The sequence below is a fragment of the Enterocloster sp. HCN-30185 genome (assembly GCF_037890305.1).
In the GTDB taxonomy this organism is placed as follows: Bacteria; Bacillota; Clostridia; order Lachnospirales; family Lachnospiraceae; genus Enterocloster.
This window is the reverse complement of record NZ_JBBKBT010000001.1, coordinates 390,299-414,622: the sequence shown is the minus strand read 5'-3', so window position 1 is coordinate 414,622 and position 24,324 is coordinate 390,299. Positions and strand designations below refer to the sequence as shown.

Here is a 24,324-nt window from a genome sequence, read left to right as displayed (position 1 = left end):
CATGGCGGGTTCAATTTACGGGACGCTTTTTCGCGTCAGCACCTGGGGAGAGTCCCATGGAAAGGGCATTGGCGTGGTCATAGACGGCTGTCCGGCAGGTCTGCCCTTAGATGAAGAAGATATTCAGAGATATTTAGACCGGAGAAAGCCGGGTCAGAGCCGCTTTACCACAGCCAGACAGGAGGGCGATCAGGTGGAAATCCTTTCTGGCGTCTTTGAAGGAAAGACAACCGGAACGCCGATTGCCCTGGAGGTGCGGAATACAGACCAGAGATCCCACGATTACAGCAATATCATGGATGTATACCGCCCCGGTCATGCAGATTTCACCTTTGATCAAAAGTATGGCTTCAGGGATTACAGAGGAGGCGGCCGTTCCTCTGGACGGGAGACCATTGGCCGGGTAGCAGCCGGAGCAGTGGCCGCAAAGCTTCTGGAGCGCCTTGGGGTAAGGGTTTTTGCTTATACCAGCGCAATCGGCCCTGTAAGCATCGACCGGTCCCGGATGGAGATTTCCAAAATGTGGGAAAACCGTCTTTATATGCCTGATGACATTGCGGCAAAGGAAGCAGAGAGTTATTTAGAGGATATGATGGCTCGAAGGGATTCCTGCGGCGGTGTGGTAGAGTGTGTGATCGAGGGGCTTCCCGCAGGCGTGGGAGAGCCGGTGTTTGACAAGCTGGATGCGGCTCTGGCAAAAGCCATGATGTCCATTGGAGCAGTGAAAGGCGTTGAGATCGGAGACGGATTTGAGGCGGCAGTATCCACCGGTTCACAGAATAACGACAGCTTCTGCATTGACAGTGCGGGCCACCCGGCCAAGCGAACCAATCACTCCGGTGGCGTCCTGGGAGGGATGAGCGATTCCAGCCCGGTTGTAATACGGGCGGCCTTTAAGCCTACTCCGTCCATTGCCCAGCCTCAGTCCACGGTGGACCGGAGCGGGAAAGAACGGGAGATCGAGATCCATGGACGTCACGATCCCATTATCGTTCCAAGGGCAGTTGTGGTGGCAGAAGCCATGGCAGCGCTTACTGCGGCAGATCTGCTGCTTATGTCCATGACCTCCCGGCTTGACCGGATGGAGGAATTTTTTGAGAGAATGAGGAGAAAATGAAAATGAAAATTGCAATGGGAAACGACCATACAGCCATTGAGCTTAAAAATATTATTAAGGAGTTTGTAGAGGGAAAAGGCTACGAGGTTATTGATTTGGGTACCAATTCTACAGAAAGCTGCGATTACCCTGTATATGGTGAAAAGGTAGGACGGGCTGTGGCTTCCAAAGAAGCAGATCTGGGTATCGTGATCTGCGGCACCGGCGTAGGCATTTCACTGGCAGCTAATAAGGTAAAGGGCGTGCGCGCCTGTGTATGCAGCGAACCCTACAGCGCAAAGCTGTCCCGTATGCACAATAACAGCAACGTCCTTGCCTTTGGCGCCAGAGTAGTGGGAAGCGAGATGGCAAAGATGATCACCGAAGCATGGCTGGACGCTGAATTTGAAGGCGGAAGACATGAGAGAAGAGTGAATATGCTGATGGAGATTGAGAATCGGTAAGGGAGGCGCACCATCCATGACAAATGAAAGAGAATTAAAGATAATCGAGGATTCTGTCCGCATCATCCGCGAAAAGACGGATTTTGAGCCCGAAATCGGCATGATTCTGGGAAGCGGACTGGGGGATTATGCGGATAAGATTGAAAATCCGGTAAAGATTTCCTACCATGATATCCCGGATTTTCCGGTATCCACAGTGGCAGGCCATGCAGGACAGTTCGTGCTGGGAACGTGCATGGGAAAGAGAGTCATTGCCATGCAGGGCAGAGTTCATTATTATGAGGGATACAGTCAGAGACTGATCACTCTTCCAATTCGGATTATGAAGCGTCTGGGCGTTAAAAAGGTTCTTCTTACCAATGCAGCCGGAGGCGTAAACCGGTCCTATGAGCCGGGAACACTGATGGTTATCAAAGACCATATCAATTATTCCGGTTCTAATCCTCTGATTGGCTCTAATTTTGAGGAGGATGGCCCCCGTTTTCCGGATATGAGCTGCGTATATGATGCAGGATTCAGAACACGTCTGAAGGAAAAAGCACAGGAAAATGGAATTCATCTGGAGGAGGGCGTATATATGATGTTCTCTGGCCCTAATTATGAGACACCGGCAGAGGTCCGCATGGCAGGGCTTCTGGGGGCGGATGCTGTAGGAATGTCTACCGTACCGGAGGCAATCGTATGCGGCCATTGCGGTATCCCGGTACTGGGGATTTCCTGCGTTACCAATCCGGGAGCAGGCATTCTGGATCAGCCACTGAATCATGCAGAGGTAGTGGAAACTGCCGCAAGGGTAAAGCAGACCTTTGAGAAGGTAGTGGATCTGGTGCTTAAAGAAGTATTCTAACGAAGCGACAGGGAGAGAAAGATGCCGGATTCGAGCGTGTTGATGAAGCCTTCATCGGGAATGTGCAATATGCATTGTGATTACTGCTTTTACTGTGATGAAATGCAGAAAAGAGAGCAGGAATCCTATGGTTTTATGTCTGAGGAAACATTAAAAAATGTGATTCGCAGGACAATGGTCCATGCCCGGAGACAGGTTAATTATGCCTATCAGGGGGGAGAGCCTGCGCTGCGGGGGCTGGACTTTTTCCGAAAAGCGGTAGAATTTCAGAACAAGTATAACCGCAGAGGAATACAGGTACATAATGCCTTCCAGACCAACGGGTATCTTCTGGATGAAGAATGGTGCCGTTTTCTGGCGGAGAATCATTTTCTGGTAGGACTTTCGGTTGACGGAACGAAGGAAACCCATGATGCCTGCCGCCATGATAAAAAGGGCAGCGGAACTTATGATGTGGTGACAAAAGCTGCAGCGCTTATGGATGCTTATGGCGTGGAGTATAATATTCTTACGGTTGTGACAGAAAAAACAGCTGCAGGGATAGATGAGATCTATAAGGCGTACAGCCGCAGAGGCTGGAACTATCAGCAGTATATTGCCTGTCTGGATCCTCTGGGCGAAGGCCATCAGAAGACAGAATATGCTATTTCGCCGGAGACCTATGGCAGATTCCTCACCCGGCTCTTTGATCTCTGGTATAAGGATTGGCAGAAAAACCGTCAGCCCTATATCCGCCAGTTTGAAAATTACATTGCCCTTTTGATGGGGTATTACCCTGAGGCCTGCGACCAGAGAGGCGAGTGCGGGATCCAGTATGTGGTAGAAGCGGACGGAAGTGTCTATCCCTGTGATTTTTATATGCTGGATGAATACCGTCTGGGGAATTTCAATGAGAATACGATGGAAGAGATGGATAAACGTCGTCAGGAGACTGGCTTTATAAAGCGCTCCCACCAGCTGGATCCCCAGTGCCGGGAATGTCCCTATTTCTTCCTCTGCCGGGGCGGATGCCAGCGCTACAGGGATCCTGTGGAGGGAAGCAATTATTATAAGAACTATTTTTGTCAGGCGTATAAGAGTTTTTTTGAGCACTGTATGGACAGGATGAAAAACGTGGCAAAGACAGGGATGAAAAGATAATAGGAAATACAGAGCTGGACTGGTTTAAAATAACTAAAATGGTTATTTTAACCAGTCCATAATTCTGCTATAATACGGGAAATGATGAAAAAGCAAGGAGGAACGTATGATGCGGAATAATTCTGTAAAAAATCTGGCAGCAGCTGCCCTGTTTGCAGCACTGAGCTGTGTTTTTACCATGGCAATCCGAATTCCTACACCAGGTACCGGAGGATATATTCATCCGGGCGATGCCGCGGTAATCCTGTCGGGGATTTTTCTGGATCCGGTGGCTGCATTTCTGGCCGCGGGAATTGGCTCCTGTATGGCTGATTTCCTGGGCGGATATTTTATTTATGTACCCATTACATTCGTGGTCAAAGGCCTTGTGGCTGTAGTCACATCTGTGGTATACTGTCATGGAGTGAGCAAAGGAAAAAGCGGGAAGCTGGCAGTGCTGTATGGTGGCATAACAGATATTTTGCTGGTGACAGGCGGATACTTTCTCTGTGAAAGCCTTCTCTATGGTCCGGCAGCCGCTTTTTTGAGTCTCCCTGCCAATGGGATCCAGGGGATCAGCGGACTGGTGATTGCGGGAGTGCTGTATCCGGGGCTGGAGAGGACGCTGGAAATCAGAGAGAAGGTACGATAGGGGACAGACAAATCAAAAGAATGATATTGGGGATTGGAGGAAAGAATATGAGTAAGGCAGCGGTTTTTGGAAGTTTTGTAGTAGATCTGATGGCAAGAAGCCCTCGTCTTCCTGTACCGGGAGAGACGGTAAAGGGTTCCGTTTTTAAAATGGGACCGGGAGGAAAGGGATTTAACCAGGGAGTTGCCGCCCATAAAGCAGGCGCCGATGTAACTATGATATCGAAAGTCGGACGGGACAGTTTTGGAGAGGTTGCTTTCAATACGATGAGAGAGCTTCAGATGGATACGTCTCATATGTTTGTAACGGATGATACAGAAACAGGATGTGCTTTGATTTTAGTAGATGAAAAGACCAGCCAGAATGAGATTATCATTGTTCCCGGAGCGTGCAGTACTATAACAGAAGAGGAAGTAAAGAACATTGAAGCGGTGCTTAAGGAAGCAGAATATGTACTGCTGCAGCTGGAGGTAAATCAAGAGGCCAATGAGCTTGTAGCTGAATTGGCATGTAAACATGGCTGTAAGGTGATTGTAAATACAGCTCCTTATGCGCCGGTTACAGATGAGTTTTTATCAAAAGCGTATATGGTAACGCCTAATGAAGTAGAGGCAGAAGAGATTACGGGAGTCCCTGTAAAAGATTTGGAGTCTGCGAAAAAGGCAGCAGCCTATTTTTATGACAGAGGTGTTAAAGAGGTTCTGATTACTCTTGGCTCAAGAGGTGTGTTTGTTTCATCCGGAGGAAGAGAGGAAATTATTCCGTGCTTTAAGGTGGAAGCAGTAGATACCACAGGAGCAGGTGACGCCTTTAACGGAGGCCTTCTGGCTGCACTTTCAGAAGGCAGGGATATATGGGAGGCAGTCCGTTTTGCAAGTGGTCTTGCTGCATTATCCGTACAGAAGATGGGGACAACACTTTCTATGCCTGTACGGGAAGAAATTGACCGCTTTTTAGAGGAACATAAAAACTCCTGAAAATAGAATCTTGACAGTTTCCCATGTCCGTGATAGCATTATTGGCAGTAAGGGAGTAGTCAGCGCAGTTGACCGGCAGTTTTCAGGCCGGGAACCGTGTAGCGAAGTCAACAGCATCGGAGCGTGTCCGTGGCTTGGTTTTAAATGGCGAGACTTATCGGGAGTCTTCTCAGCAGAGGGGAGGACTTCTGGTAAGTCTCGTTTTGTTTGCACCAATGAAATGGAAATGCACAGATGCGCCTGTGAGACAGATGTATAGTGCACCTGCAGTACGGGAATGATGAGAGAGACACTTCCATATGATAATAAGGAGGAAAAAGCAATGAAAGAGTACCTGTCCAGTATTCAGGATGTGCTGAAGGAGCAGAATACTTCAGAAGAGGGACTTTCTTCTCAGGAAGCTGCCAGCCGTCTGGAAAAATTCGGGCACAATAAGCTGAAGGAAGGAAAGAAAGATTCCCTTCTTAAGAAATTTCTTGATGAACTGGCAGATCCCATGATCATTATTCTGATCGTGGCAGCTGTTATTTCAGGTATTACCGCTTACTACGAGGGTGAGTCCTTTGCAGATGTGATCATCATTATGGCGGTAGTTATTATCAATGCAGTTCTGGGCGTTGTTCAGGAAAGCAAGGCAGAGGCGGCAATCGCAGCTTTGCAGGAAATTGCGGCAGCTACCAGTAAGGTGCTGCGTGACGGAAAGCTTGTTACATTAAAGAGTGAAGAGCTGGTACCGGGTGACGTAGTGATTCTGGAAGCAGGCGATTCCGTTCCTGCGGACGGCCGTATTATTGAATGCGCCAGCATGAAGATCGAGGAGGCGGCCCTTACCGGAGAATCCGTTCCTGTAGACAAGATTATCCAGGTGTTAAATCTGGGCGGTGAAAAGGACGTACCTTTAGGCGACCGCAAAAATATGGTATACATGGGCTCCACCGTTGTATACGGCCGTGGAAAAGCTGTTATCACAGCGACCGGTATGGATACGGAAATGGGTAAGATTGCAGATGCCCTGGCTCAGGCTAAGGATGAGGAAACACCTCTCCAGATCAAGCTGAATCAGCTGAGCAAGTTCCTGACCATGCTGGTTGTGGGAATCTGTGTGGTTATCTTTGCAGTAGGCCTGTTCCGTGCACAGGGAAGCGCAGAAGGCATTACCGGCGATACGATCTTAAGTACATTTATGGTAGCTGTTTCTCTGGCAGTAGCGGCAATTCCTGAGGGTCTGGCTGCAGTTGTTACCATCGTGCTTTCCATCGGCGTTACAAATATGTCCCGCAGAAATGCCATTATCCGTAAGCTGACTGCAGTAGAGACTCTGGGATGTACACAGATTATCTGTTCGGATAAGACGGGTACGTTGACACAGAATAAGATGACTGTTGTGGAGCATGTGGCAGATGATGAGAAGCTTTTGGAAACTGCTATGGCGCTCTGTTCCGATGCTTCCTTAAGCCCTGACAGCGGCGAGGCAGTGGGAGAACCTACCGAGTGTGCTCTTGTAAATGATGCTGCAAAGAATGGACTTCCAAAGGATCAGCTGGAAAAGGAATATGTCCGTGTGGCTGAGGCTCCCTTTGATTCCATGCGTAAGATGATGACAACCATTCATCAGACTGCGGACGGACGTTTCATCCAGTTTACAAAGGGCGCTCCGGATGAAGTATTAAAACGCTGTACAAAGGCCTATGTGGGCGGACAGATCGTGGAAATGACCGACGAAATCCGCAGCAGCATTTTAAAGAATAATAAGTCCATGGCAGATAAGGCGCTCCGCGTACTCTGCGGTTCCATGAGAGAATGGAAGGCACTGCCTGAGAATACAGACGCCTCCAATCTGGAGCAGGATCTGGTATATGTAGGACTTTCCGGCATGATCGACCCGGTACGTCCTGAGGTAAAGGCGGCAATCGTTGAGTGCCGTGAGGCAGGAATCCGCCCTATTATGATTACCGGTGATCACAAGGATACAGCGGTAGCCATTGCAAAGGAGCTGGGAATCATCGAGGATGCCAGCCAGGCGATTACAGGCGCTCAGTTAAATGAGATCAGCGACGAGCAGTTTAAGACAGATATTGAAAAATACTCCGTTTATGCCCGCGTACAGCCTGAGCATAAGGTACGCATTGTAAATGCATGGAAGGCAAAGGGCCGTATTACAGCTATGACCGGTGACGGCGTAAACGATGCTCCTTCTATCAAGAGTGCGGATATCGGTGTGGGAATGGGTATTACGGGTACAGACGTAACCAAAAATGTAGCAGACATGGTTCTTGCAGATGACAACTTTGCAACAATCGTATCCGCAGTAGAAGAGGGACGCCGCATTTACGCAAATATCCGTAAGGCGATTCAGTTCCTGTTAGCCTCCAATCTGGCAGAGGTGCTGGCAATCTTCTTTGCAACGCTGATCGGCTTTACGATTCTGGAGCCGGTACATCTTTTGTGGATCAACCTGATCACAGACTGTTTCCCTGCTCTGGCTCTGGGTATGGAAAAGAGCGAGGCTGACATTATGAAGCAGTCTCCAAGAGACCCGAGAGAAGGCATTTTTGCCGGCGGTATGGGATTTGACGTATTCTTCCAGGGTTTTGTTGTAACGATCCTTGTAATGGTTTCCTATATCATAGGCCATTATATTGAAAGCGGCGTCTGGGAATTTGTAAACAGCCCTGACGGAACAACAATGGCGTTCCTGACCCTGTCCATGGTTGAGATCTGCCACTCTCTGAATATGAGAAGCCGCAGAGGTTCTATCTTCACCATGAAGACCGGAAATACCTTCCTTTACGGTGCAATGATCGTATCCCTGATTCTTACAACCGCAGTAATCGAGGTTCCGTTCCTTGCAAAGGCATTTGAGTTTACTCCTATTGATTTCCATGAGTATATTATTGCTCTGGGACTGGCAGTATTGATCATTCCGATTATGGAAGTTGTAAAGTTTGTTCAGAGGAAGATGGGAGTGTAAAGACTTACAATCCCGATTATAAATATGTTTTGAAAACAGCGCTCCGGCAGAGGAAATTCTGTTGCGGGCGCTGTTTTAATTTAATGAAAAACAGCTCCGGCAGTGCATGTGCCGGAGCTGTAATAATCTCTGTTATAATGAATGGAGAGTGTGTAATGATTATGGAAGTATTAGCCAAAGTATCTCTTTAACAGACCTTCAAATGCCTTTCCGTGACGAGCCTCATCCTTAGCCATCTCATGAACAGTGTCATGGATTGCATCCAGGTTAGCAGCCTTAGCTCTCTTAGCCAGGTCGAACTTGCCGGCAGTAGCGCCGTTCTCAGCAGCAACTCTCATCTCCAGGTTCTTCTTGGTGGAGCTTGTAATAACCTCGCCTAAGAGTTCAGCAAACTTAGCAGCATGCTCAGCCTCTTCCAGAGCAGCCTTCTCCCAGTACAGGCCGATCTCAGGATAGCCCTCTCTGTGAGCGACTCTGGACATAGCCAGGTACATACCAACCTCAGAGCACTCGCCCTCAAAGTTAGCTCTTAAGTCAGCCATGATATCCTCAGGGGAACCCTGAGCAACGCCAACCTCATGCTCGCAAGCCCAAGCCATCTGATCAGCAGCCTGCTCCTTGAACTTGGAAGCAGGAACGCCGCACTGAGGACATTTCTCAGGAGCCTGCTCACCTTCATAAACGTAACCGCAAACTGTACAAACCCATTTCTTCATAGTCTTGATCTCCTTTATTATATAGTGTGTGGGAACCGGGGATGCCCCGGAACCCTGTTAACATTGCGAATCGATAATAGTAATGATTACTGATATCAATATAAATGATTTATGCTGTTTTGTCAACAGTTTTTTTAAAAAATTTAAATTTCGTTTTCATAGTCTGGCGTGGATATTGATAGTATGGTAGAATTTAAGAAGGAAAACGGTTGAAAGGGGACGCAGGCAAGTGAAAACAGAAAATACTTTAGCAAGAAATCTGGATTTTGCTGCAGATAAGGCATCTTATGACGCGGCCTGTAAACGGCTTCTGGCTAATAAAGAGATTTTAGCCTGGATTATGAAAAGCTGTATTGAGGAATATAGAGAATGCAGTGTTAAGGACATTGCAGAGTATTATATTGAAGAGGAACCGCAGATTGCCCATACAGCAGTAAATTCGGATGAACGGTCCGCGAATGGTTCCGATACGATTCGGAATTTACAGATGGACACTATGAAAAGATATGTAAGGTTTACTCGATCTGGATCTGTATGAATCCACCTAAACGGCGGAAAAATACGATTAACCGATATTCGATTACAGAAGAGTGCATGGTAGGAGAGGAAAAGGAGAAGAAGGAAAATTATGACCTGATGACGGCAGTTATAATCTGTCTGGGAGACTCAGAGAATGAACATTATTCAGGTATTATAAAGCTTTTAGATGTCCTTCTTTCTGATGAGCAGGATCCGCAGAAGAAGAAACATATTTTAGAGGAAGATTTTTCAGTTAAGATGACAAGGGATTTAGAACGGGAGGTATCGCTCATGTGTAATCTTAGTAAAGGAATTGAAGACAGGGGAATGGAAAAAGGATTGGAGCAGGGGCTGGAACAGGGCATGGAACATGGTCTTCTTTCCTCCATCCGCAATCTGATGGAGACCATGAGCTGGTCCTCCGGTCAGGCGATGGATGCCCTTAAGATTCCCAGGGAAAACCGGGAACGGTATGAACAGCTTTTAAAACAGCTATAGTCAGATAAATGTAAAATCCATACAGCCCCGGCAGATATACAATGATACTGTCGGAGCTGTGTGGATTTTATGTTTCAGACAGATGCTCCATCTGTTTCATTCGCTTTAGCTCTCTGGACACAAAGAAGACTGCCAAAACAGCGGCCATCAGATCTGCCACAGGAGCCGAGTACATAACGCCCTCAATTCCTAAGAACATAGGAAGAATGAGGATTAGAGGCAGAAGGAAGATAATCTGGCGTGTGAGGGATATAAATATACCCGTACCTGCCTTTCCAATGGAGGTAAAATAGTTGGCCGTAATGGGCTGAAGGCCATTTAAAAATGTAAAGAAAAGGAAAATACGGAAATACTGCTCTGCAAAGCGGAAATATTCCTCACTTCCTGAACCGAAAATGGAGATGATCTGTCTGGGGATCAGCTGAAAGCATAAAAAGGATACAGAGGAAATACAGGTGGCGATACATACCGCTTTCAGATAGGCGGAACGTACACGGCGGTATTTTCCTGCTCCGTAGTTAAAGCTGACAATGGGCTGCAGTCCCTGGGAAAGACCGATGACCAGGGAGAAGAAGATCATGTTTACCTTGCTGATGATCCCGGCACAGGCAAGAGGAATCTCACTGCCGTAATGAGACTGTCCGCCGTAATAGCGAAGTACATTATTCATAACAATCTGTACCACCATCATTGCAATCTGGTTAAAGAAGGGTGCCATTCCCAGGGATATGATCGCTTTAATGTGGGAAGGAATGGGACGAAGGTAGTCAAATGTCAAATGGACTGTTTTAAAGCGGGTCAGATAGATGATTACCATGATACCGGATACAATCTGGCCGATAATGGTTGCCAGAGCAGCACCGGCCATTCCCATATGAAAAGTAAAGATAAACAAAGGGTCTAAGATCGTGTTGATCAGTGCGCCTGTAAGTGTGCAGACCATGGAGAAACGGGGACTTCCGTCTGCCCGGATCAGGTTAGAGCCTCCAGTAGTAAGGATCAGGAATGGAAAACCAAGGGAAGTAATGCCTGTGTATACAAGAGAGTAATCTAAAACTTCTGCTGTGGCTCCAAAGGCTATCATGAGAGGCTTTAAAAATAAGCGTACTCCCAGGCAGAGGATCAATCCTGTAAAAAACAGCATAAAAACAGCATTTCCCGCATAACGGGCAGCATCTTCCCGTTCGCCATGGCCCATGGAAAGATTAAAGTTAGCTGCGCCGCCGATGCCAAACATCAGGGAAAGGGCGGTACAGGTGATGGTTAGAGGAAATGCAACATTGGTAGCAGCATTTCCAAGCATTCCCACACTGCGGCCGATAAAAAACTGATCTACGATATTATACAGGGCACTGACCAGCATGGCTATGATGCTGGGAATGGCAAAGCGGGCTAAAAGCTGGTTAATAGGCAGAGTGCCCAGGGGATTTGCAGGGACATTGGAAGCTGATCCCGTCTGTCCCTGTGATGGAAATTGATTCATTTTAGATACCTCTCTTTTGTATCAGCCAATGCCTCCGAAGATAATTCCCAGTATAAATACTGCGATGGTAAGTCCGCAGAAGACATAGGCGGTCATAAAGCGGAACCAGGGACCAAGGGGTTTTGGGCGGCCCTTTTCCGCTTCTTTTTTTGCAAAATCGCTGCCATATACCCAGAAAAACATGATTCCTGCCAGGCCGGCGCCCAATGGACAGATATAGATAGAAACGAAGTCCATCCAGCCGGATACGATTCCCTGGATGCAAAGGCCTACTGCGAGAGCCAGCGACGCAGCAATAGTGACAGATACACGGCGGCTCAGTTTAAAATGCTGTTCCAAAGTGGCAATAGGAGCTTCAAACAGGTTGATAATGGATGAAATACCGGCAAAAAATACGGCTGTAAAGAAAACGATTACCAGGATGCGGCTTCCGGGCATGGATTTAAACAGGTTGGGCAGATAAATAAAGATAAGTCCGGGACCGCCTTCATTTAATTGAGAACCGGTGGTAGCCATGGCGGGAATGATAACAAGGGCTGCAAGAAGAGCTGCCATGGTGTCAAAAAAAGCCACCTTTCTGGCTGCACTGGTAACATCCTCGCTGTCTTTTAAATAGGAGCCGTAGATCAGAGTGCCGTTTCCTGCCAGAGACAGGGAGAAAAATGCCTGTCCAAGGGCAAAAACCCAGGTCATGGGATCTGCCAGTCCTTCCGGTTCAATACGAAAGATGTAACGATATCCTTCTGCCGCTCCCGGCTGGAAAGCCATATATACAGCCAGCCCCAAAAACAGGAAAAAGAACAGGGGCATAATAACCTTATTGATTTTTTCAATCCCTCCTGAAATACCACAGACCATGATGATAAAGGTTATTACGATGCCTACAGTCTGCCAGAAGTTATTGCCAAAGGGAGCTGCCATCTGCCCAAAGGCTTGTCCGAAGCCTTCAATATCTGCTTGGGCCAGCACCGAGCCGGTAAGGGAACCTGCAGCGTATTTGAGGATCCAGCCAACGATGACAGAATAACCAATCGCCAGAGCCAGAGATCCGATCACGGGAAGATAGCCGATCGCCTGTCCGATCTTGGGATTTTTTCCGCGGCTTGCTATGGCCTGGCCAAAGGCTCCGATGGGGCCGGAACGGGTGGCCCGCCCGAATGCCATTTCACCGATGACGCCGGAAAGACCAATGATGATTACAAAAAGAAAATAGGGCAGCAAGAAGGTGCCGCCTCCGTACTTTGAGACCCTGGTGGGGAACATCCAGATATTGCCCATGCCTACTGCAGAGCCGATGCAGGCCAGGACGAACCCCCAGTTGGACTTCCAGGAATCCCGATGGGTTGTACTTGAGTGACTCACAAAAAACCTCCTGTAGCGCCATAAAGGAGTGATGAGGCGCTGAAAAATGATATGTTCAGTGAAAACGCATATATCACGATCCACCAATTCTATTGTAACCCCAAACAGAACGTTTGTCTATCAGGTGATGGAAGGCGAAGAGGAGGGAAATAACAGTATACAGCATGGATGCTGGAAAATGAAGAAAGAGGGAAAAGACGAATCCTTTCCCTCTCAGATATCAGGTTTATCGAATTTTAATTAGCCAAAGTATCTCTTTAACAGACCTTCAAATGCCTTTCCGTGACGAGCCTCATCCTTAGCCATCTCATGAACAGTGTCATGGATTGCATCCAGGTTAGCAGCCTTAGCTCTCTTAGCCAGGTCGAACTTGCCGGCAGTAGCGCCGTTCTCAGCAGCAACTCTCATCTCCAGGTTCTTCTTAGTGGAGCTTGTAACAACCTCGCCTAAGAGTTCAGCAAACTTAGCAGCATGCTCAGCCTCTTCCAGAGCAGCCTTCTCCCAGTACAGGCCGATCTCAGGATAGCCCTCTCTGTGAGCGACTCTGGACATAGCCAGGTACATACCAACCTCAGAGCACTCGCCCTCAAAGTTAGCTCTTAAATCAGCCATGATATCCTCAGGGGAACCCTGAGCAACGCCAACCTCATGCTCGCAAGCCCAAGCCATCTGATCAGCAGCCTGCTCCTTGAACTTGGAAGCAGGAACGCCGCACTGAGGACATTTCTCAGGAGCCTGCTCACCCTCATAAACGTAACCGCAAACTGTACAAACCCATTTCTTCATAGTCTTGATCTCCTTTATTATATAGTGTGTGGGAACCGGGGATGCCCCGGAACCCTGTTAACATTGCGAATCGATAATAGTAATGATTACTGATATCAATATAAATGATTTATGCTGTTTTGTCAATAGTTTTTTGATCTTTTTTTGGATTTTCCATATCCATACAGGACTGGCATTGGCCAAAAAACAGAATGGAATGAGAATCAATATGTCCCGGCGCATGGCTCTGGACTGCTGCATTTAATTCATCCATTTCCTGAATATCCATATCATAGACATGGCCGCATTCTCTGCATACAAAATGGTAGTGGGGCGATACATCGCCGTCATAGTGGTCTGCTCCGCTTCCGCAGCTTAATTTACGGATCTCGCCCGTCTCCACCAGCAGATTTAAGTTCCGATAAACGGTTCCCAGGCTGATATTGGGAAATTCCTCCCGAATGCTGGCGTATAGGGCGTCTGCCGTTGGATGATCGCACCGGTTCATCAAGCTGGCTTTGATGGCTTCCCTCTGACGGCTATACTTTAAAACTTTCATAGGCGTCTCCTTCTAATATAATAATGATAATAATTACTGTTTATATTATAAGGAGTTCTGCTTTTGATGTCAAGGCAAAACAGATAAAAACATCAGCTTCAGTCATTCTTGTAAGGAATCCTCTCCAACGCAATCCTGATAAACTCATGGGTTGCCCTGGACATATAGTGTCCCTTGTGGTAGCCCAGCCCCAGAGTGCCGTGGGCCCGGGAGTAGTTTAATGGATAGAGATTCAGCCCCGTCTGATGGGTCAGGGGATTTTTGTTGGTATTTGCGGCATGATCCGGGGACATGAACATCCGGGGATAAAAGGTGATCCCCATTCCCTTGACGCTGAGTGCAAGTGCCGTTTCTATGTTTTCCGTCTCCAGAACGATATGGGGAGTTACCTGAGCATCTTCAAAAATTTCATCTGCAATGGTGCGCACCCGATTTCCCTTATTTAAAAGTACAAAGGGGCAGTTTTCAAGGAGACGTACATCGGCGCCCTGCTCCATCTTTTTGCGAAGCTCATCCCACCCATCGGGATGGGCTTTTTTCAGGACTTCATCCGGAACCACCAGAAGGATCTCCTCCTGGCAGATGGGTACGGTGTCTACATTTTCTGCCGTAAAGGGAAGCAGATCGATCATCAGGTCGATGGTTCCATGGAGGAGGTCATTTGCCAGTTCGCTTGAATTGCCTTCGATCAGATGAAGTTCGATGCCCGGAAATTCAGACTGGTAGGTAGGAAGGATTTCCGGCAGGATAAAACGGCCTCTTGTGTGCGAAACGCCGATGGAAAGCTGGCCGGTGGAGAAATCCTTGATATCAGCGATTTCCCGGTAGGTTTCATCCTTTAAATCCAAAAGTTCTCTGGCCCGAACCTTTAGGGCCTGCCCCGCATAGGTCAAAGTCAGCGGGGAGGTGCGGTTAAAAAGGACAACGTCAAATTCCTTTTCCATATTGGAAATGTGATTGCTTAAGGACTGCTGGGAAATATAGAGCCGTTTGGCGGCCCGCGTAAAATTCAGCTCTTCGGCAGCTGCCAGAAAGTATTCCAGATTTAAAAAGTTGATCATGTTCGGTTGTTTCCTCCCTGAGGATGAGATAATGCGTTATAAAAAAGCTCCGGTTCTTCCTTTAAAAGCCGGTCCAGAGACGGGATAAAGGCTGCGGCTTTTGAGAGAGAGGTATTTACTACCAGTTCCTCGGGAAAATGGAGATCAGCTAAAAGCCTGTGGGCCATTTCGTGGTTTCCCACATCATTTTCACAGTGTGCGTCGCTGTCTATAATGATAGAGGTCCCATAGCGCATACAGGCAGTCAGCAGCTGTTCATAATTTTCTCTGGCACCTTTTCTGGAAGAGTTGGGAGCAAGAGAGTGGCTGTTGAGTTCCAGGAGTTTATGATGCTTTGCAGCCGCAGCAGCTACTGCGGTCCAGTCGGCAGGCAGGCGGGAATCATCGGGATGGCCGATGATGTGGATCAGAGGGTTCTCCATGACGCCCAGATAGGCATTTGTATAGTCGGATACAGTGCCGTGATTGTCGATACAGGGGGTGTGGAGGCTGGCAATCGCGTAATCTATTTTTTTCAGGTAATGATCCTCTAAGTCTACTCGTCCTGTATGATCAAGAATGTTCAGCTCGGTTCCCATTAAAACCGGGATTCCACGGATCACTCTGGGGATCACGTCAAAATTACTGAAATAGAATTTGTGGCAGCTTCCGGGCATAGCGGGAGCGTGTTCGGAACAGCCGTAAAGGGCCAGTCCTTTTTCGGCAGCGGACTGGGCCATTTCATAAAGCGTGTTGTAGGCATGGCCGCTGGCGATGGTATGTGTATGAAGATCTAAAAGATCGATCATGAAAATATCCTCCTTATGAAATAAATGCAAGTGTTCTTCCTAAAATATAGCACAGGAAACTTTCCGGTACAAAGGAAAAAACAGCAAAAATAAAAAACAGGAATAATTTTTCTGAAAAAGTATAGAAATATCAGGTGGTTTGCTGATATAATGTAAAAAGCTGAATATCCAGACAGTCTGAAAGGATCAAAACAGACTGAGACAGGGAATGAAAAGCGGAAGGTGAGGAGAAGAACATGAGCGAAGACATGAATAAGGAATTGGAGACAGAGGTTAAGGCAGAGGAGCCTGTTGAAACCATGGAGGATTATGCGGCTGAACTGGAGGCTTCCTATGCGGCTCTGGATCAGAGAAGAGATATGCCGGAGGACGACAGCGCTGAAGGACAGAAGTGGGCTGAGTTTGCTCAGATGATGGAGGATAAGACCGTTCTCAAGGTAAAGATTTCCGAGGCTGTAAAGGGCGGGGTTGTTGCCTTTGTAGATGAGGTAAGAGCATTTATCCCGGCGTCTCAGCTGTCAGCGGATTATGTAGAAAAGCTGGAGGACTGGCAGGGCAAGCATGTGGAGGCTGTGATCATTACAGTAGATCCGGAAAAGAAGAGACTGGTTCTGTCTGGCCGTCAGGTGGAACGCCAGAAGAGGGAAGAGGCCCGCAAAGAGCGTCTGGCTCAGTTTAAGCCGGGTGATGTAGTAGAGGGTACCGTAGACAGCTTAAAGGATTACGGCGCTTTTGTGAAGCTGGCAGAGGGCGTAGACGGACTTGTGCATATTTCTCAGATCAGTACCCAGCGCATCAAGCATCCGGGAGCTGTTCTCAAGGAAGGACAGACCGTAAAGGTAAAGATCCTTTCCATTGCAGACGGAAAGATCAGCCTGAGCATGAAGGTTCTGGCCGAGCAGGAGACTGCGCGTGAAGAGCATGAAACATTCAATTATAAAGAGACCGCTTCAGCCACTACAGGCCTGGGGGATCTGTTAAAGGGACTGAAGCTGTAGGAGAGGAAGGGATAGGAATGATCAATATCCCCAAAACGAACGAACAGATCGACCAGTGGCGTTCTGTGATGTTTCTCTATGATTCAGCCTTAAAAAAGATGAATACAAAGATTGAAATCCTAAATAATGAGTTCATAAACAGGTATGATTACAATCCGATTGAGCATATTAAATCAAGGCTGAAGACAGCGGACAGTATTGTAAATAAACTGAAAAAGGACGGGCGTGAGGTAAGCATTGAAAATATGCAGGAGTATCTGAGCGATATTGCGGGTATCCGCATTATCTGCTCCTTTACATCCGATATTTATCAGATCGCCCAGATTATTGCAGGGCAGAGAGATGTTACGGTTCTTCATGTAAAGGACTATATCAAATATCCAAAGCCCAACGGATATAAGAGCTACCATATGGTAGTAACTGTGCCGGTTTACCTTTCAGATGGAGCCGTGGAAACAAAGGTGGAGATCCAGATCCGCTCCGTTGCCATGGATTTCTGGGCCAGTTTAGAGCACAAAATTGCTTATAAGTTTGAAGGAAACGCTCCGGAGAACCTTCTGATGGAATTAAAAGACTGTGCGGATATGGTAGATATGCTGGATAAAAAGATGTTTTCATTAAATGAGGCCATCATAGCTTTTGCGAAAAACCAGCAGGAAGAATAGCCCGGAGTTTCGGGAGAAAAAATAAAACCTGCGCCAGCCGGCGGCCTTATGGAACCGGCTGGCTCTTTCTTTTTTCGGTGCTTTGCAAAACGCGGGAGAAGTGCAGGAGAGGATGAGAATGTATCACACACAGGAGGACGAGAGAAAATGAGAGCAGTCGTTCAGAGAGTGACCCAGGCAAGTGTTACAGTAGACGGAGAACTTTTGGGAAGAATTGGAAAAGGCCTTCTGATTCTTCTGGGCGTGGCTGATGGGGATACCAGAGAGCTGACGGAAAAGATGGCAGACAAAATTTGCCGCCTGCGTATTTTTGAGGATGAGAATGGAAAAACCAATTTAAGTCTGGCGGATGTGGGCGGAGAGCTTCTTGTAATCAGCCAGTTTACCCTTTATGCAGACTGCCGCAAGGGCAACCGCCCCAGCTTTGTAAAGGCAGGAGCACCTCAGATGGCGGAAAAGCTCTACGAGCACTTTCTGGCCCGGTGCCGGGAACAGGCGGACGTGGTGGAAAAAGGGCAGTTTGGCGCTGATATGAAGGTGGAGCTTTTAAATGACGGTCCCTTTACGCTGATGCTGGACAGTGAGGAGCTGTTTAAATAAATCGAAGGTTTGAGTTTCCTCATTTTACACCGTGCTCTGGAGTCTGGTGTTCTGGGCTCCGGTTTCCGGTCATAAGAAAAACTAAGAGGCTGAAATTTTTCTAAAAACAAGAGCCATATCAAAAACTCGCTGCGCTCAAACAGGTTTGATATGACTCTTAACGAAAAATTTAATCCTCTAAGATTTTCTAATGACCTCCAAAGTCGCCCTGTACACCAACTGCCAGAGCACAGCGTAAAATGAGGAAACTCAGGAAAGGAGAAAGACAGTGGAGCTTGTATTATATTATGGGACGAATGATCCCGGAATGAAAAAGCATGAAATGATGATGAAGAGCGTTCTGGTGCGTATGGGTGTGAAAATCCGCAATGTAAAACCGGAACAGGTCATGGAAACCATAGGCTGTCTGGCCGGCATGCCGGGCTTTCAGGAGCAGGAGAACGCGAGCGCTCCTCTTCCTGTGATCCCGGAACAGATGCTGGTGATGAAGGATTTTACCAGCAGCCGGATCGACACCCTGTTATACCAGTTAAGAAAAGCCGGGGTGCCTAAGATCGCTTTAAAAGCCATTGTGACGGAGCACAACTGCGGATGGAGCTTTTATAAGCTGTATGAGGAACTTAAGGAAGAGCACCGGCTGATGACAGAGCAGGCCCAGGCGCCGCAGATGGAGGCCGGAGCGTCTGATGGAGAAGGTTCTTTATGATTGATCCCGTAAGAGAGAGACAGCTTCAGGAACTGGATACGGTTGGAATCTGTACCCGGATCTTGTATCAGGCCAGAAGCGAGCTGTATGTAAATATGCACTTTCTGGATGTGTCCTTAAGCAGCTTGGGGTTTGAGGCAGCTTGGGGCCGGAATGGTATATCCACAGATGGGGCGGTGATCTTTTATGATCCGGAATTTCTTTTAAACCTCTATAAAAAGGGCCGTGTATGCGTCAACCGTGCCTATCTGCATATGGTGTTTCACTGCCTGTTCTGCCATATGTATACAAGAAAGGGGCGAAAGAAGGAGCTGTGGGATCTGGCCTGCGATATTGCGATGGAAGCGGTGATCGACGGCCTGTACCAGAAATGCGTCCATGTGCCTCAAAGCCCTCTTCGCCGCGAAACCTACCTGCGCCTGAAACGGCAGATGGAGGAGCCGGAGGAGAAAAACAAAATTCAGACAGAAAGGCTGGATGGCAGAGATGGTATTCCCAAACAGGGAAGAACCGGCAGTAAGGTTCTTACGGCAGAGCGCATTTACCGGGCCTTAAGCCGGATGGAGCTTTCTGAACGGAGACTGGGACAGCTTCAGGCAGAATTTAAGGTGGACGACCATGATCTCTGGGAACAGGATGAAAATTCCCGTCAGGCCATTACACGCCAGAACCAGTGGAATGATAAACGGGAAAAAATGCAGACTCAGATGGAAACCATGGGTTCTCGGGATGAGTCACAGGAAAATGAAAGTCTTCAGGATATGCTTCAGGCAGAAAACAGGGAGCGGTACGATTACCGTCAGTTTCTCCGGCGTTTTTCTGTGCTTAAAGAGGAAATTGAGGTGGATCCGGACTCTTTTGATCCGGTTTTTTATTCCTATGGAATGTCCCTTTATGGAAATATGCCTTTGATCGAGCCTCTGGAAACAAAAGAGGTATTTCGGATTGAGGATTTTGTGATTGTTATTGACACCAGTATGTCCTGTTCCGGGGAACTGGTTCAGAGGTTTTTAGAGGAGACATATGATGTGCTTTCTGAGTCAGATACTTATTTCAGAAAGATACGGATTCATATTTTGCAGTGTGACGATAAGGTGCAGTCGGATGTGCTGATTGAATGTGCAGAGGATCTAAAGGCTTATATGGAGCATTTTCAGATCACTGGCTTTGGAGGAACGGATTTCCGCCCGGCCTTTGAATATGTAAATGAGCTTCGGGCCAAAAGAGAGGTAGACAGGCTTCGGGGACTGATCTACTTTACGGATGGAAAAGGAATCTATCCGGTTCAGGCTCCGGTTTATGATGCTGCCTTTGTATTTATTGAACATTTATATTCCGATGAATCAGTGCCTGCCTGGGCAATGAAGGTGGTTCTGGAGGAGGAGCAGCTTATGGAGATTTCGGGGGGAGATTCGAAGAGAAAGAAGGACAGAGAGTGAATATTAAACGAGCCAAGGAAGAGATAAAGGATACCGCAGCAGCCTATCTTTTAAAGGATGACTGCGGAGAATATGTGATCCCCTCCATCCGCCAGCGGCCGGTGCTTTTGATCGGCCCGCCGGGAGTGGGAAAAACCCAGATCATGGAGCAGATTGCCAGAGAATGCGGTTTGGGTCTGGTTGCCTATACCATTACCCACCATACAAGGCAGAGCGCCGTGGGTCTTCCGTTTATTGAACATAAGGTTTACGGAGGAAAGGAATATGCGGTGACGGAGTACACAATGAGCGAAATTGTGGCTTCGGTGTATGACAGGATCCGCGATACAGGGCTTAAGGAAGGGATCCTTTTTATCGACGAGATCAACTGCGTATCGGAGACATTGGCTCCTGCCATGCTGCAGTTTCTTCAGTGCAAAACCTTCGGAACCCATAAGATACCGGAGGGATGGATCATCGTGGCAGCGGGAAACCCGCCGGAGTACAATAAATCTGTCCGGGAATTTGACGTGGTAACACTGGATCGAATCAAAAAAATTACCGTAGAGCCGGATCTGAAGGTATGGAAGGAATATGCCTATGCGCAGAATATCCATCCGGCCGTTTTATCCTATCTGGACATCCGTCCCCAGTATTTCTGCCAGGTAGAGACCACCGTGGATGGAAAGCGGTTTGTTACGCCCAGAGGCTGGGAAGATCTGTCACAGCTCATTACAGTCTATGAACATCTGGATAAAAGGGCAGACCGGGAAGTGGTAGGGCAGTATCTCCAGCATCCGGCGGTTGCAAAGGATTTTGCCAATTACCTGGAACTGTATTATAAATATCAGAATGAGTATCAGGTAGAGGAAATCTTAAAAGGAGTGATCCGGGAAGAGGTATGTACAAGGCTGGAGCGGGCGCCTTTTGATGAGCGCCTCAGCGTTGTGGATCTGCTCCTTGCAAAGCTGACGGACGGTTTCCGGGAGCTTTATGAAAATAAGGCGGAAATGGAACTTTTGATGGCCCGTTTAAAGGAATTTAAATGGGAGTTGGATTGTTCTCAGGATGTAGTCCCGGCTGTGCGTCTGGCCAGTGTGGCGGAAGAGACAGAGCTTACCAGAATCCACAGAAAGGACAGCGGGCTGTCAGACCGGAGAGAGGACAGGCGGTACCGCAGAGTGGCTGCCCGGTTAGAAAGCTGGGTTCAGGAGATGAAGGGAGCTTCTTTAAATGAGGCAGAAGCGGCCTGGCAGTGGACCAGAGAGCAGTTTATGGAGCGCAGCGACAGCTATGAGAATCAGAAGGAGGCCTGCGCGAAAGCATTGGAACACGCATTTGACTTTATGGAAACGGCCTTTGGAAATGGTCAGGAGATGGTTATTTTTATTACCTCATTAAATACAGGTTCTTGCAGCATAGAGTTTTTAAAGGAATATGAGTGCGAGCGGTATTACCATTATAATAAAGAACTGTTGTTTGATGAACAGGAGGCAGACGTGAGACGGCTTTTGGAGAAAAAATAAAAAAGGAGGTATTCTATATGAAGGTATTGATCGTAGGAGGCGTGGCAGGAGGAGCAGGCACAGCAGCCAGACTTCGCAGAAATGATGAAAACGCACAGATTATCATGTTTGAACGGGGGCAGTATATTTCCTATGCAAACTGTGGCCTTCCTTACTATGTGGGAGGAGTGATCACAGATAAGGGGGCTTTGCAGCTGCAGACACCGGAGCGTTTTCATCAGAGATTTAATGTGGACGTGAGGACAGAGAGTGAGGTTACAGCGGTAGATACAGCAGGTAAGACGGTAACAGTACGTCATGGGGAGGAAACCTATAAGGAAAGCTATGACCGTCTGGTGCTGTCTCCCGGTGCAGCTCCCATCCGTCCTGCAATTCCCGGAATCGAGGAAAATAAGGTATTTACCCTGAGAAATATTCCCGATACCTATCGTATCTACGACCACATAAAGGAAACTGCGCCCAGAAGCTGTGCGGTGATCGGAGCAGGCTTTATCGGTCTGGAAATGGCAGAAAATCTTGCAGAACGAGGTGTGCATGTAACAGTTGTAGAGGGTGCTTCTCATGTGATGCCCCCCATTGATATGGATATGGCTCATCAGGTGCATAATTATATCCGCGCGCAGGGAATTGACCTCTATCTGGGCCAGACCTGTACTGCTATGGACAAGGATGGAGTAATCTTAAAGGACGGAAGGAAAATCCCGGCTGATATGGTTATCTTAAGTATAGGAGTACGTCCTGATACCGGATTTTTAAAGGACAGCGGAATTGAATTGGGAGCCAGAGGGGAAATCCTGGTAAATTCCTACATGGAAACCAGTGCGCCTGATGTCTATGCTCTGGGTGATGCAGCCAGTGTACGTCATATCGTAAGCGAAAAACAGGTCCTGATTCCTCTGGCTTCCCCGGCCAATAAGCAGGGGCGTATTGTTGGAGATAATCTCTGTGGAAGAAAAACGGCTTATAGGGGCAGTCAGGGTACCTCCATCATGAAATTTTTCGGTCTTACGGTGGCTGTGACAGGTGAAAAGGAAGAAAACCTGCAGGCTCAGGGACGTGCTTTCTGTAAGGTAATCACCACTTCTGCTTCTCAGGCTGGATATTATCCCGGCGGTGAGATGATGACAGTAAAGACCTTGTTTGAGCCGGATACAGGCCGTATTCTGGGTGCACAGATTGTAGGCGGAAAGGGTGTAGACAAACGTATTGATGATATGGCAAATGCAGTTCGCTTTGGCCTTACAGGCTTTGATCTGCAGGAGATGGAGTTAGCGTATGCTCCGCCATTCTCATCAGCAAAGGATCCGGTAAATATGGCTGGATATGTAATTGGAAACGTAATAGAGAGCCTTATGAAACCGTTCTATGTGGAAGATCTGGATCAGATCCCGGAAGATGCAGTGCGCCTGGATGTGCGTACCCCGGAAGAGTGCCAGAGAGGTATGATACCAGGGTTTATCAATATTCCTCTGGATTCCTTAAGAGAACGCATGGGTGAGCTTGATCGGGAAAAGGATATATATATCACCTGCCAGATCGGCTTAAGAGGTTATCTGGCCCAGAGAATTCTGGATCAGGCTGGGTTTAAGACCTGGAATTTAAGCGGCGGTTACCGGCTTTATGAAATGGTAAAGAAGGATGAGGCAGCTATGGCGGCAGTAGCCGGCATGTGTACGGAGTGCGGAAAGGAACTGTAATAAAGTATTGACGCGGAATGTGTGTTGCGGTAGGCTTGTAATGAGACACATTCCGCGTTTTTATGTGAAATAATCCGAAAGGAGAAGGCAGAATATGAAGATTACCTATATCCACCACAGCAGTTTTCTGGTGGAAATGGAGCAGATTGCGTTGCTCTTTGATTATTTTGAGGGAGAGATCCCTGAAATCCGACAAGATCAGCTGCTGATTGTGTTTGCCAGCCATCGTCATGGAGATCATTTCTCGCCTGGAATTTTTGATCTGGCAGAGAATCATCCCAAAATCTGGTTTGTCCTTTCGGACGATATCTGGAGAAAAAGAGTTCCGGAGGAATTTTTGTGTCGGACCAGTTTTTTGGGGCCGGGAGAGGAATTTTCTTTTCAGAAGGAGACAGGAGAAAAGGTGCCTGTAACGGTCAAAGCATTTAAATCTACAGATGAGGGAGTAGCCTTTCTGATTGAAGCAGAGGGAAAGGTTCTTTATCACGCAGGAGATCTGAATAACTGGGTCTGGGAGGGTGAACCGGAGGAATATAACTTCCGAATGAGCGAAGCATTTCACAGTGAACTTCTGAAAATAGCTGGAAATCATATTGATGTGGCTTTTATGCTGCTGGATCCCCGGCAGGGAAAGGACTTTTATCTGGGAATGGATGATTTTATGCATATGGTGGGAGCTGATATTGTGTTTCCCATGCATTTCTGGGGAGATTTTGGCGTGACAGAGCGTTTTAAGACTCTGCCCTGTGCAGCTGACTATGCAGAAAAGATTATGGAAATTCGTTGTCAGGGGGAAAGCTTTCAGTTATAGTATAAATTGCGGAAAAGAAAGGAAGA

The 24,324-nt window shown here is 47.6% G+C and carries 24 protein-coding genes; 17 read left to right on the top strand and 7 right to left on the bottom strand.

The features are described from left to right. Position 1: 1 nt before the first annotated feature. The 7 genes from aroC to WKT10_RS01885 all read left to right on the top strand — a co-directional run bounded on the left by aroC (position 2) and on the right by WKT10_RS01885 (position 8,126). A complete protein-coding gene (gene aroC / locus WKT10_RS01915) occupies positions 2 to 1,117 on the top strand; it encodes a chorismate synthase (RefSeq protein WP_337434183.1) in 1,116 nt (371 codons plus the stop codon). Between the two features lie 2 nt (positions 1,118 to 1,119). Continuing rightward, positions 1,120 to 1,560: a ribose 5-phosphate isomerase B gene (gene rpiB / locus WKT10_RS01910; RefSeq protein ID WP_066544961.1), complete on the top strand. Its 441-nt coding sequence runs from the start codon at positions 1,120 to 1,122 to the stop codon at positions 1,558 to 1,560. Positions 1,561 to 1,576: 16 nt separating this feature from the next. Continuing rightward, the gene (locus WKT10_RS01905; RefSeq protein WP_340275087.1) at positions 1,577 to 2,407 is read left to right on the top strand and encodes a purine-nucleoside phosphorylase; all 831 of its coding nucleotides are present in this window, start codon (positions 1,577 to 1,579) and stop codon (positions 2,405 to 2,407) included. Between the two features lie 21 nt (positions 2,408 to 2,428). Next, positions 2,429 to 3,547, top strand: coding sequence for an anaerobic sulfatase maturase (locus tag WKT10_RS01900; protein ID WP_066544951.1), 1,119 nt, complete (start codon positions 2,429 to 2,431; stop codon positions 3,545 to 3,547). 106 nt (positions 3,548 to 3,653) lie between these two features. Next, positions 3,654 to 4,178, top strand: coding sequence for an ECF transporter S component (locus WKT10_RS01895; RefSeq protein WP_417045498.1), 525 nt, complete (start codon positions 3,654 to 3,656; stop codon positions 4,176 to 4,178). A gap of 47 nt (positions 4,179 to 4,225) precedes the next feature. Next, positions 4,226 to 5,155 (top strand): ribokinase, encoded by a 930-nt coding sequence (rbsK, locus tag WKT10_RS01890; protein ID WP_066544945.1) that lies wholly within the window; start codon positions 4,226 to 4,228, stop codon positions 5,153 to 5,155. A gap of 322 nt (positions 5,156 to 5,477) precedes the next feature. Next, a complete protein-coding gene (locus WKT10_RS01885) occupies positions 5,478 to 8,126 on the top strand; it encodes a cation-translocating P-type ATPase (RefSeq protein WP_081422856.1) in 2,649 nt (882 codons plus the stop codon). A 170-nt stretch (positions 8,127 to 8,296) separates the two neighbouring features. Here the strand turns inward: WKT10_RS01885 and WKT10_RS01880 are convergent, their stop codons facing one another. Next, positions 8,297 to 8,842, bottom strand: a complete 546-nt coding sequence (locus tag WKT10_RS01880) for an NADH peroxidase (RefSeq protein WP_340275083.1) — start codon at positions 8,840 to 8,842, stop codon at positions 8,297 to 8,299. Positions 8,843 to 9,071: 229 nt separating this feature from the next. On the opposite strand from WKT10_RS01880, the gene WKT10_RS01875 reads away from it, so the two are divergent. Beyond that, positions 9,072 to 9,380, top strand: a complete 309-nt coding sequence (locus tag WKT10_RS01875; RefSeq protein WP_340275081.1) for a hypothetical protein — start codon at positions 9,072 to 9,074, stop codon at positions 9,378 to 9,380. Then, a complete protein-coding gene (locus WKT10_RS01870) occupies positions 9,377 to 9,859 on the top strand; it encodes a hypothetical protein (RefSeq protein ID WP_340275078.1) in 483 nt (160 codons plus the stop codon). The genes WKT10_RS01875 and WKT10_RS01870 overlap by 4 nt, the downstream gene beginning before the upstream one ends. Before the next feature lie 67 nt (positions 9,860 to 9,926). Here WKT10_RS01870 and WKT10_RS01865 read toward each other — a convergent pair whose 3' ends face one another. The 6 genes from WKT10_RS01865 to WKT10_RS01840 all read right to left on the bottom strand — a co-directional run bounded on the left by WKT10_RS01865 (position 9,927) and on the right by WKT10_RS01840 (position 15,877). After that, a complete protein-coding gene (locus WKT10_RS01865; protein WP_340275076.1) occupies positions 9,927 to 11,342 on the bottom strand; it encodes an MATE family efflux transporter in 1,416 nt (471 codons plus the stop codon). A 21-nt stretch (positions 11,343 to 11,363) separates the two neighbouring features. Then, positions 11,364 to 12,704, bottom strand: coding sequence for a sodium-dependent transporter (locus WKT10_RS01860; RefSeq protein WP_066544916.1), 1,341 nt, complete (start codon positions 12,702 to 12,704; stop codon positions 11,364 to 11,366). Between the two features lie 240 nt (positions 12,705 to 12,944). After that, positions 12,945 to 13,490 (bottom strand): NADH peroxidase, encoded by a 546-nt coding sequence (locus WKT10_RS01855; protein ID WP_066544923.1) that lies wholly within the window; start codon positions 13,488 to 13,490, stop codon positions 12,945 to 12,947. Positions 13,491 to 13,599: 109 nt separating this feature from the next. Further along, positions 13,600 to 14,028 (bottom strand): Fur family transcriptional regulator, encoded by a 429-nt coding sequence (locus WKT10_RS01850; RefSeq protein WP_066544904.1) that lies wholly within the window; start codon positions 14,026 to 14,028, stop codon positions 13,600 to 13,602. A 98-nt stretch (positions 14,029 to 14,126) separates the two neighbouring features. Next, a complete protein-coding gene (locus tag WKT10_RS01845) occupies positions 14,127 to 15,089 on the bottom strand; it encodes a LysR family transcriptional regulator (protein WP_317438639.1) in 963 nt (320 codons plus the stop codon). Beyond that, positions 15,086 to 15,877 carry a phosphatase gene (locus WKT10_RS01840; protein ID WP_337434177.1) on the bottom strand — a complete coding sequence of 264 codons (792 nt, stop codon included), beginning with the start codon at positions 15,875 to 15,877 and terminating at the stop codon, positions 15,086 to 15,088. Before WKT10_RS01840 ends, WKT10_RS01845 begins: the two co-directional genes overlap by 4 nt. Positions 15,878 to 16,113: 236 nt before the next feature. Here WKT10_RS01840 and WKT10_RS01835 point away from each other — a divergent pair, with 236 nt between their 5' ends. From WKT10_RS01835 to WKT10_RS01800, 8 genes are all read left to right on the top strand, one after another. Beyond that, complete coding sequence (locus WKT10_RS01835) at positions 16,114 to 16,875, top strand: S1 RNA-binding domain-containing protein (RefSeq protein WP_066544902.1); 762 nt, start codon at positions 16,114 to 16,116, stop codon at positions 16,873 to 16,875. Positions 16,876 to 16,892: 17 nt separating this feature from the next. Further along, entirely contained in the window at positions 16,893 to 17,540 is a 648-nt protein-coding gene (locus WKT10_RS01830) for a GTP pyrophosphokinase (RefSeq protein ID WP_296036545.1), read from the top strand. A 147-nt stretch (positions 17,541 to 17,687) separates the two neighbouring features. After that, positions 17,688 to 18,140, top strand: a complete 453-nt coding sequence (dtd, locus tag WKT10_RS01825) for a D-aminoacyl-tRNA deacylase (RefSeq protein WP_296036542.1) — start codon at positions 17,688 to 17,690, stop codon at positions 18,138 to 18,140. A 307-nt stretch (positions 18,141 to 18,447) separates the two neighbouring features. After that, entirely contained in the window at positions 18,448 to 18,846 is a 399-nt protein-coding gene (locus WKT10_RS01820; protein WP_337933846.1) for a DUF3783 domain-containing protein, read from the top strand. Further along, positions 18,843 to 20,285, top strand: a complete 1,443-nt coding sequence (locus WKT10_RS01815; protein ID WP_340275069.1) for a vWA domain-containing protein — start codon at positions 18,843 to 18,845, stop codon at positions 20,283 to 20,285. Before WKT10_RS01820 ends, WKT10_RS01815 begins: the two co-directional genes overlap by 4 nt. Next, on the top strand, positions 20,282 to 21,790 hold the full coding sequence (locus WKT10_RS01810) for an AAA family ATPase (protein WP_340275067.1): 1,509 nt from the start codon (positions 20,282 to 20,284) through the stop codon (positions 21,788 to 21,790). The genes WKT10_RS01815 and WKT10_RS01810 overlap by 4 nt, the downstream gene beginning before the upstream one ends. Before the next feature lie 17 nt (positions 21,791 to 21,807). After that, the gene (locus tag WKT10_RS01805) at positions 21,808 to 23,487 is read left to right on the top strand and encodes an FAD-dependent oxidoreductase (RefSeq protein WP_340275065.1); all 1,680 of its coding nucleotides are present in this window, start codon (positions 21,808 to 21,810) and stop codon (positions 23,485 to 23,487) included. Between the two features lie 94 nt (positions 23,488 to 23,581). Next, on the top strand, positions 23,582 to 24,298 hold the full coding sequence (locus tag WKT10_RS01800) for an MBL fold metallo-hydrolase (protein WP_066544883.1): 717 nt from the start codon (positions 23,582 to 23,584) through the stop codon (positions 24,296 to 24,298). The last annotated feature ends 26 nt before the right edge of the window (positions 24,299 to 24,324 follow it).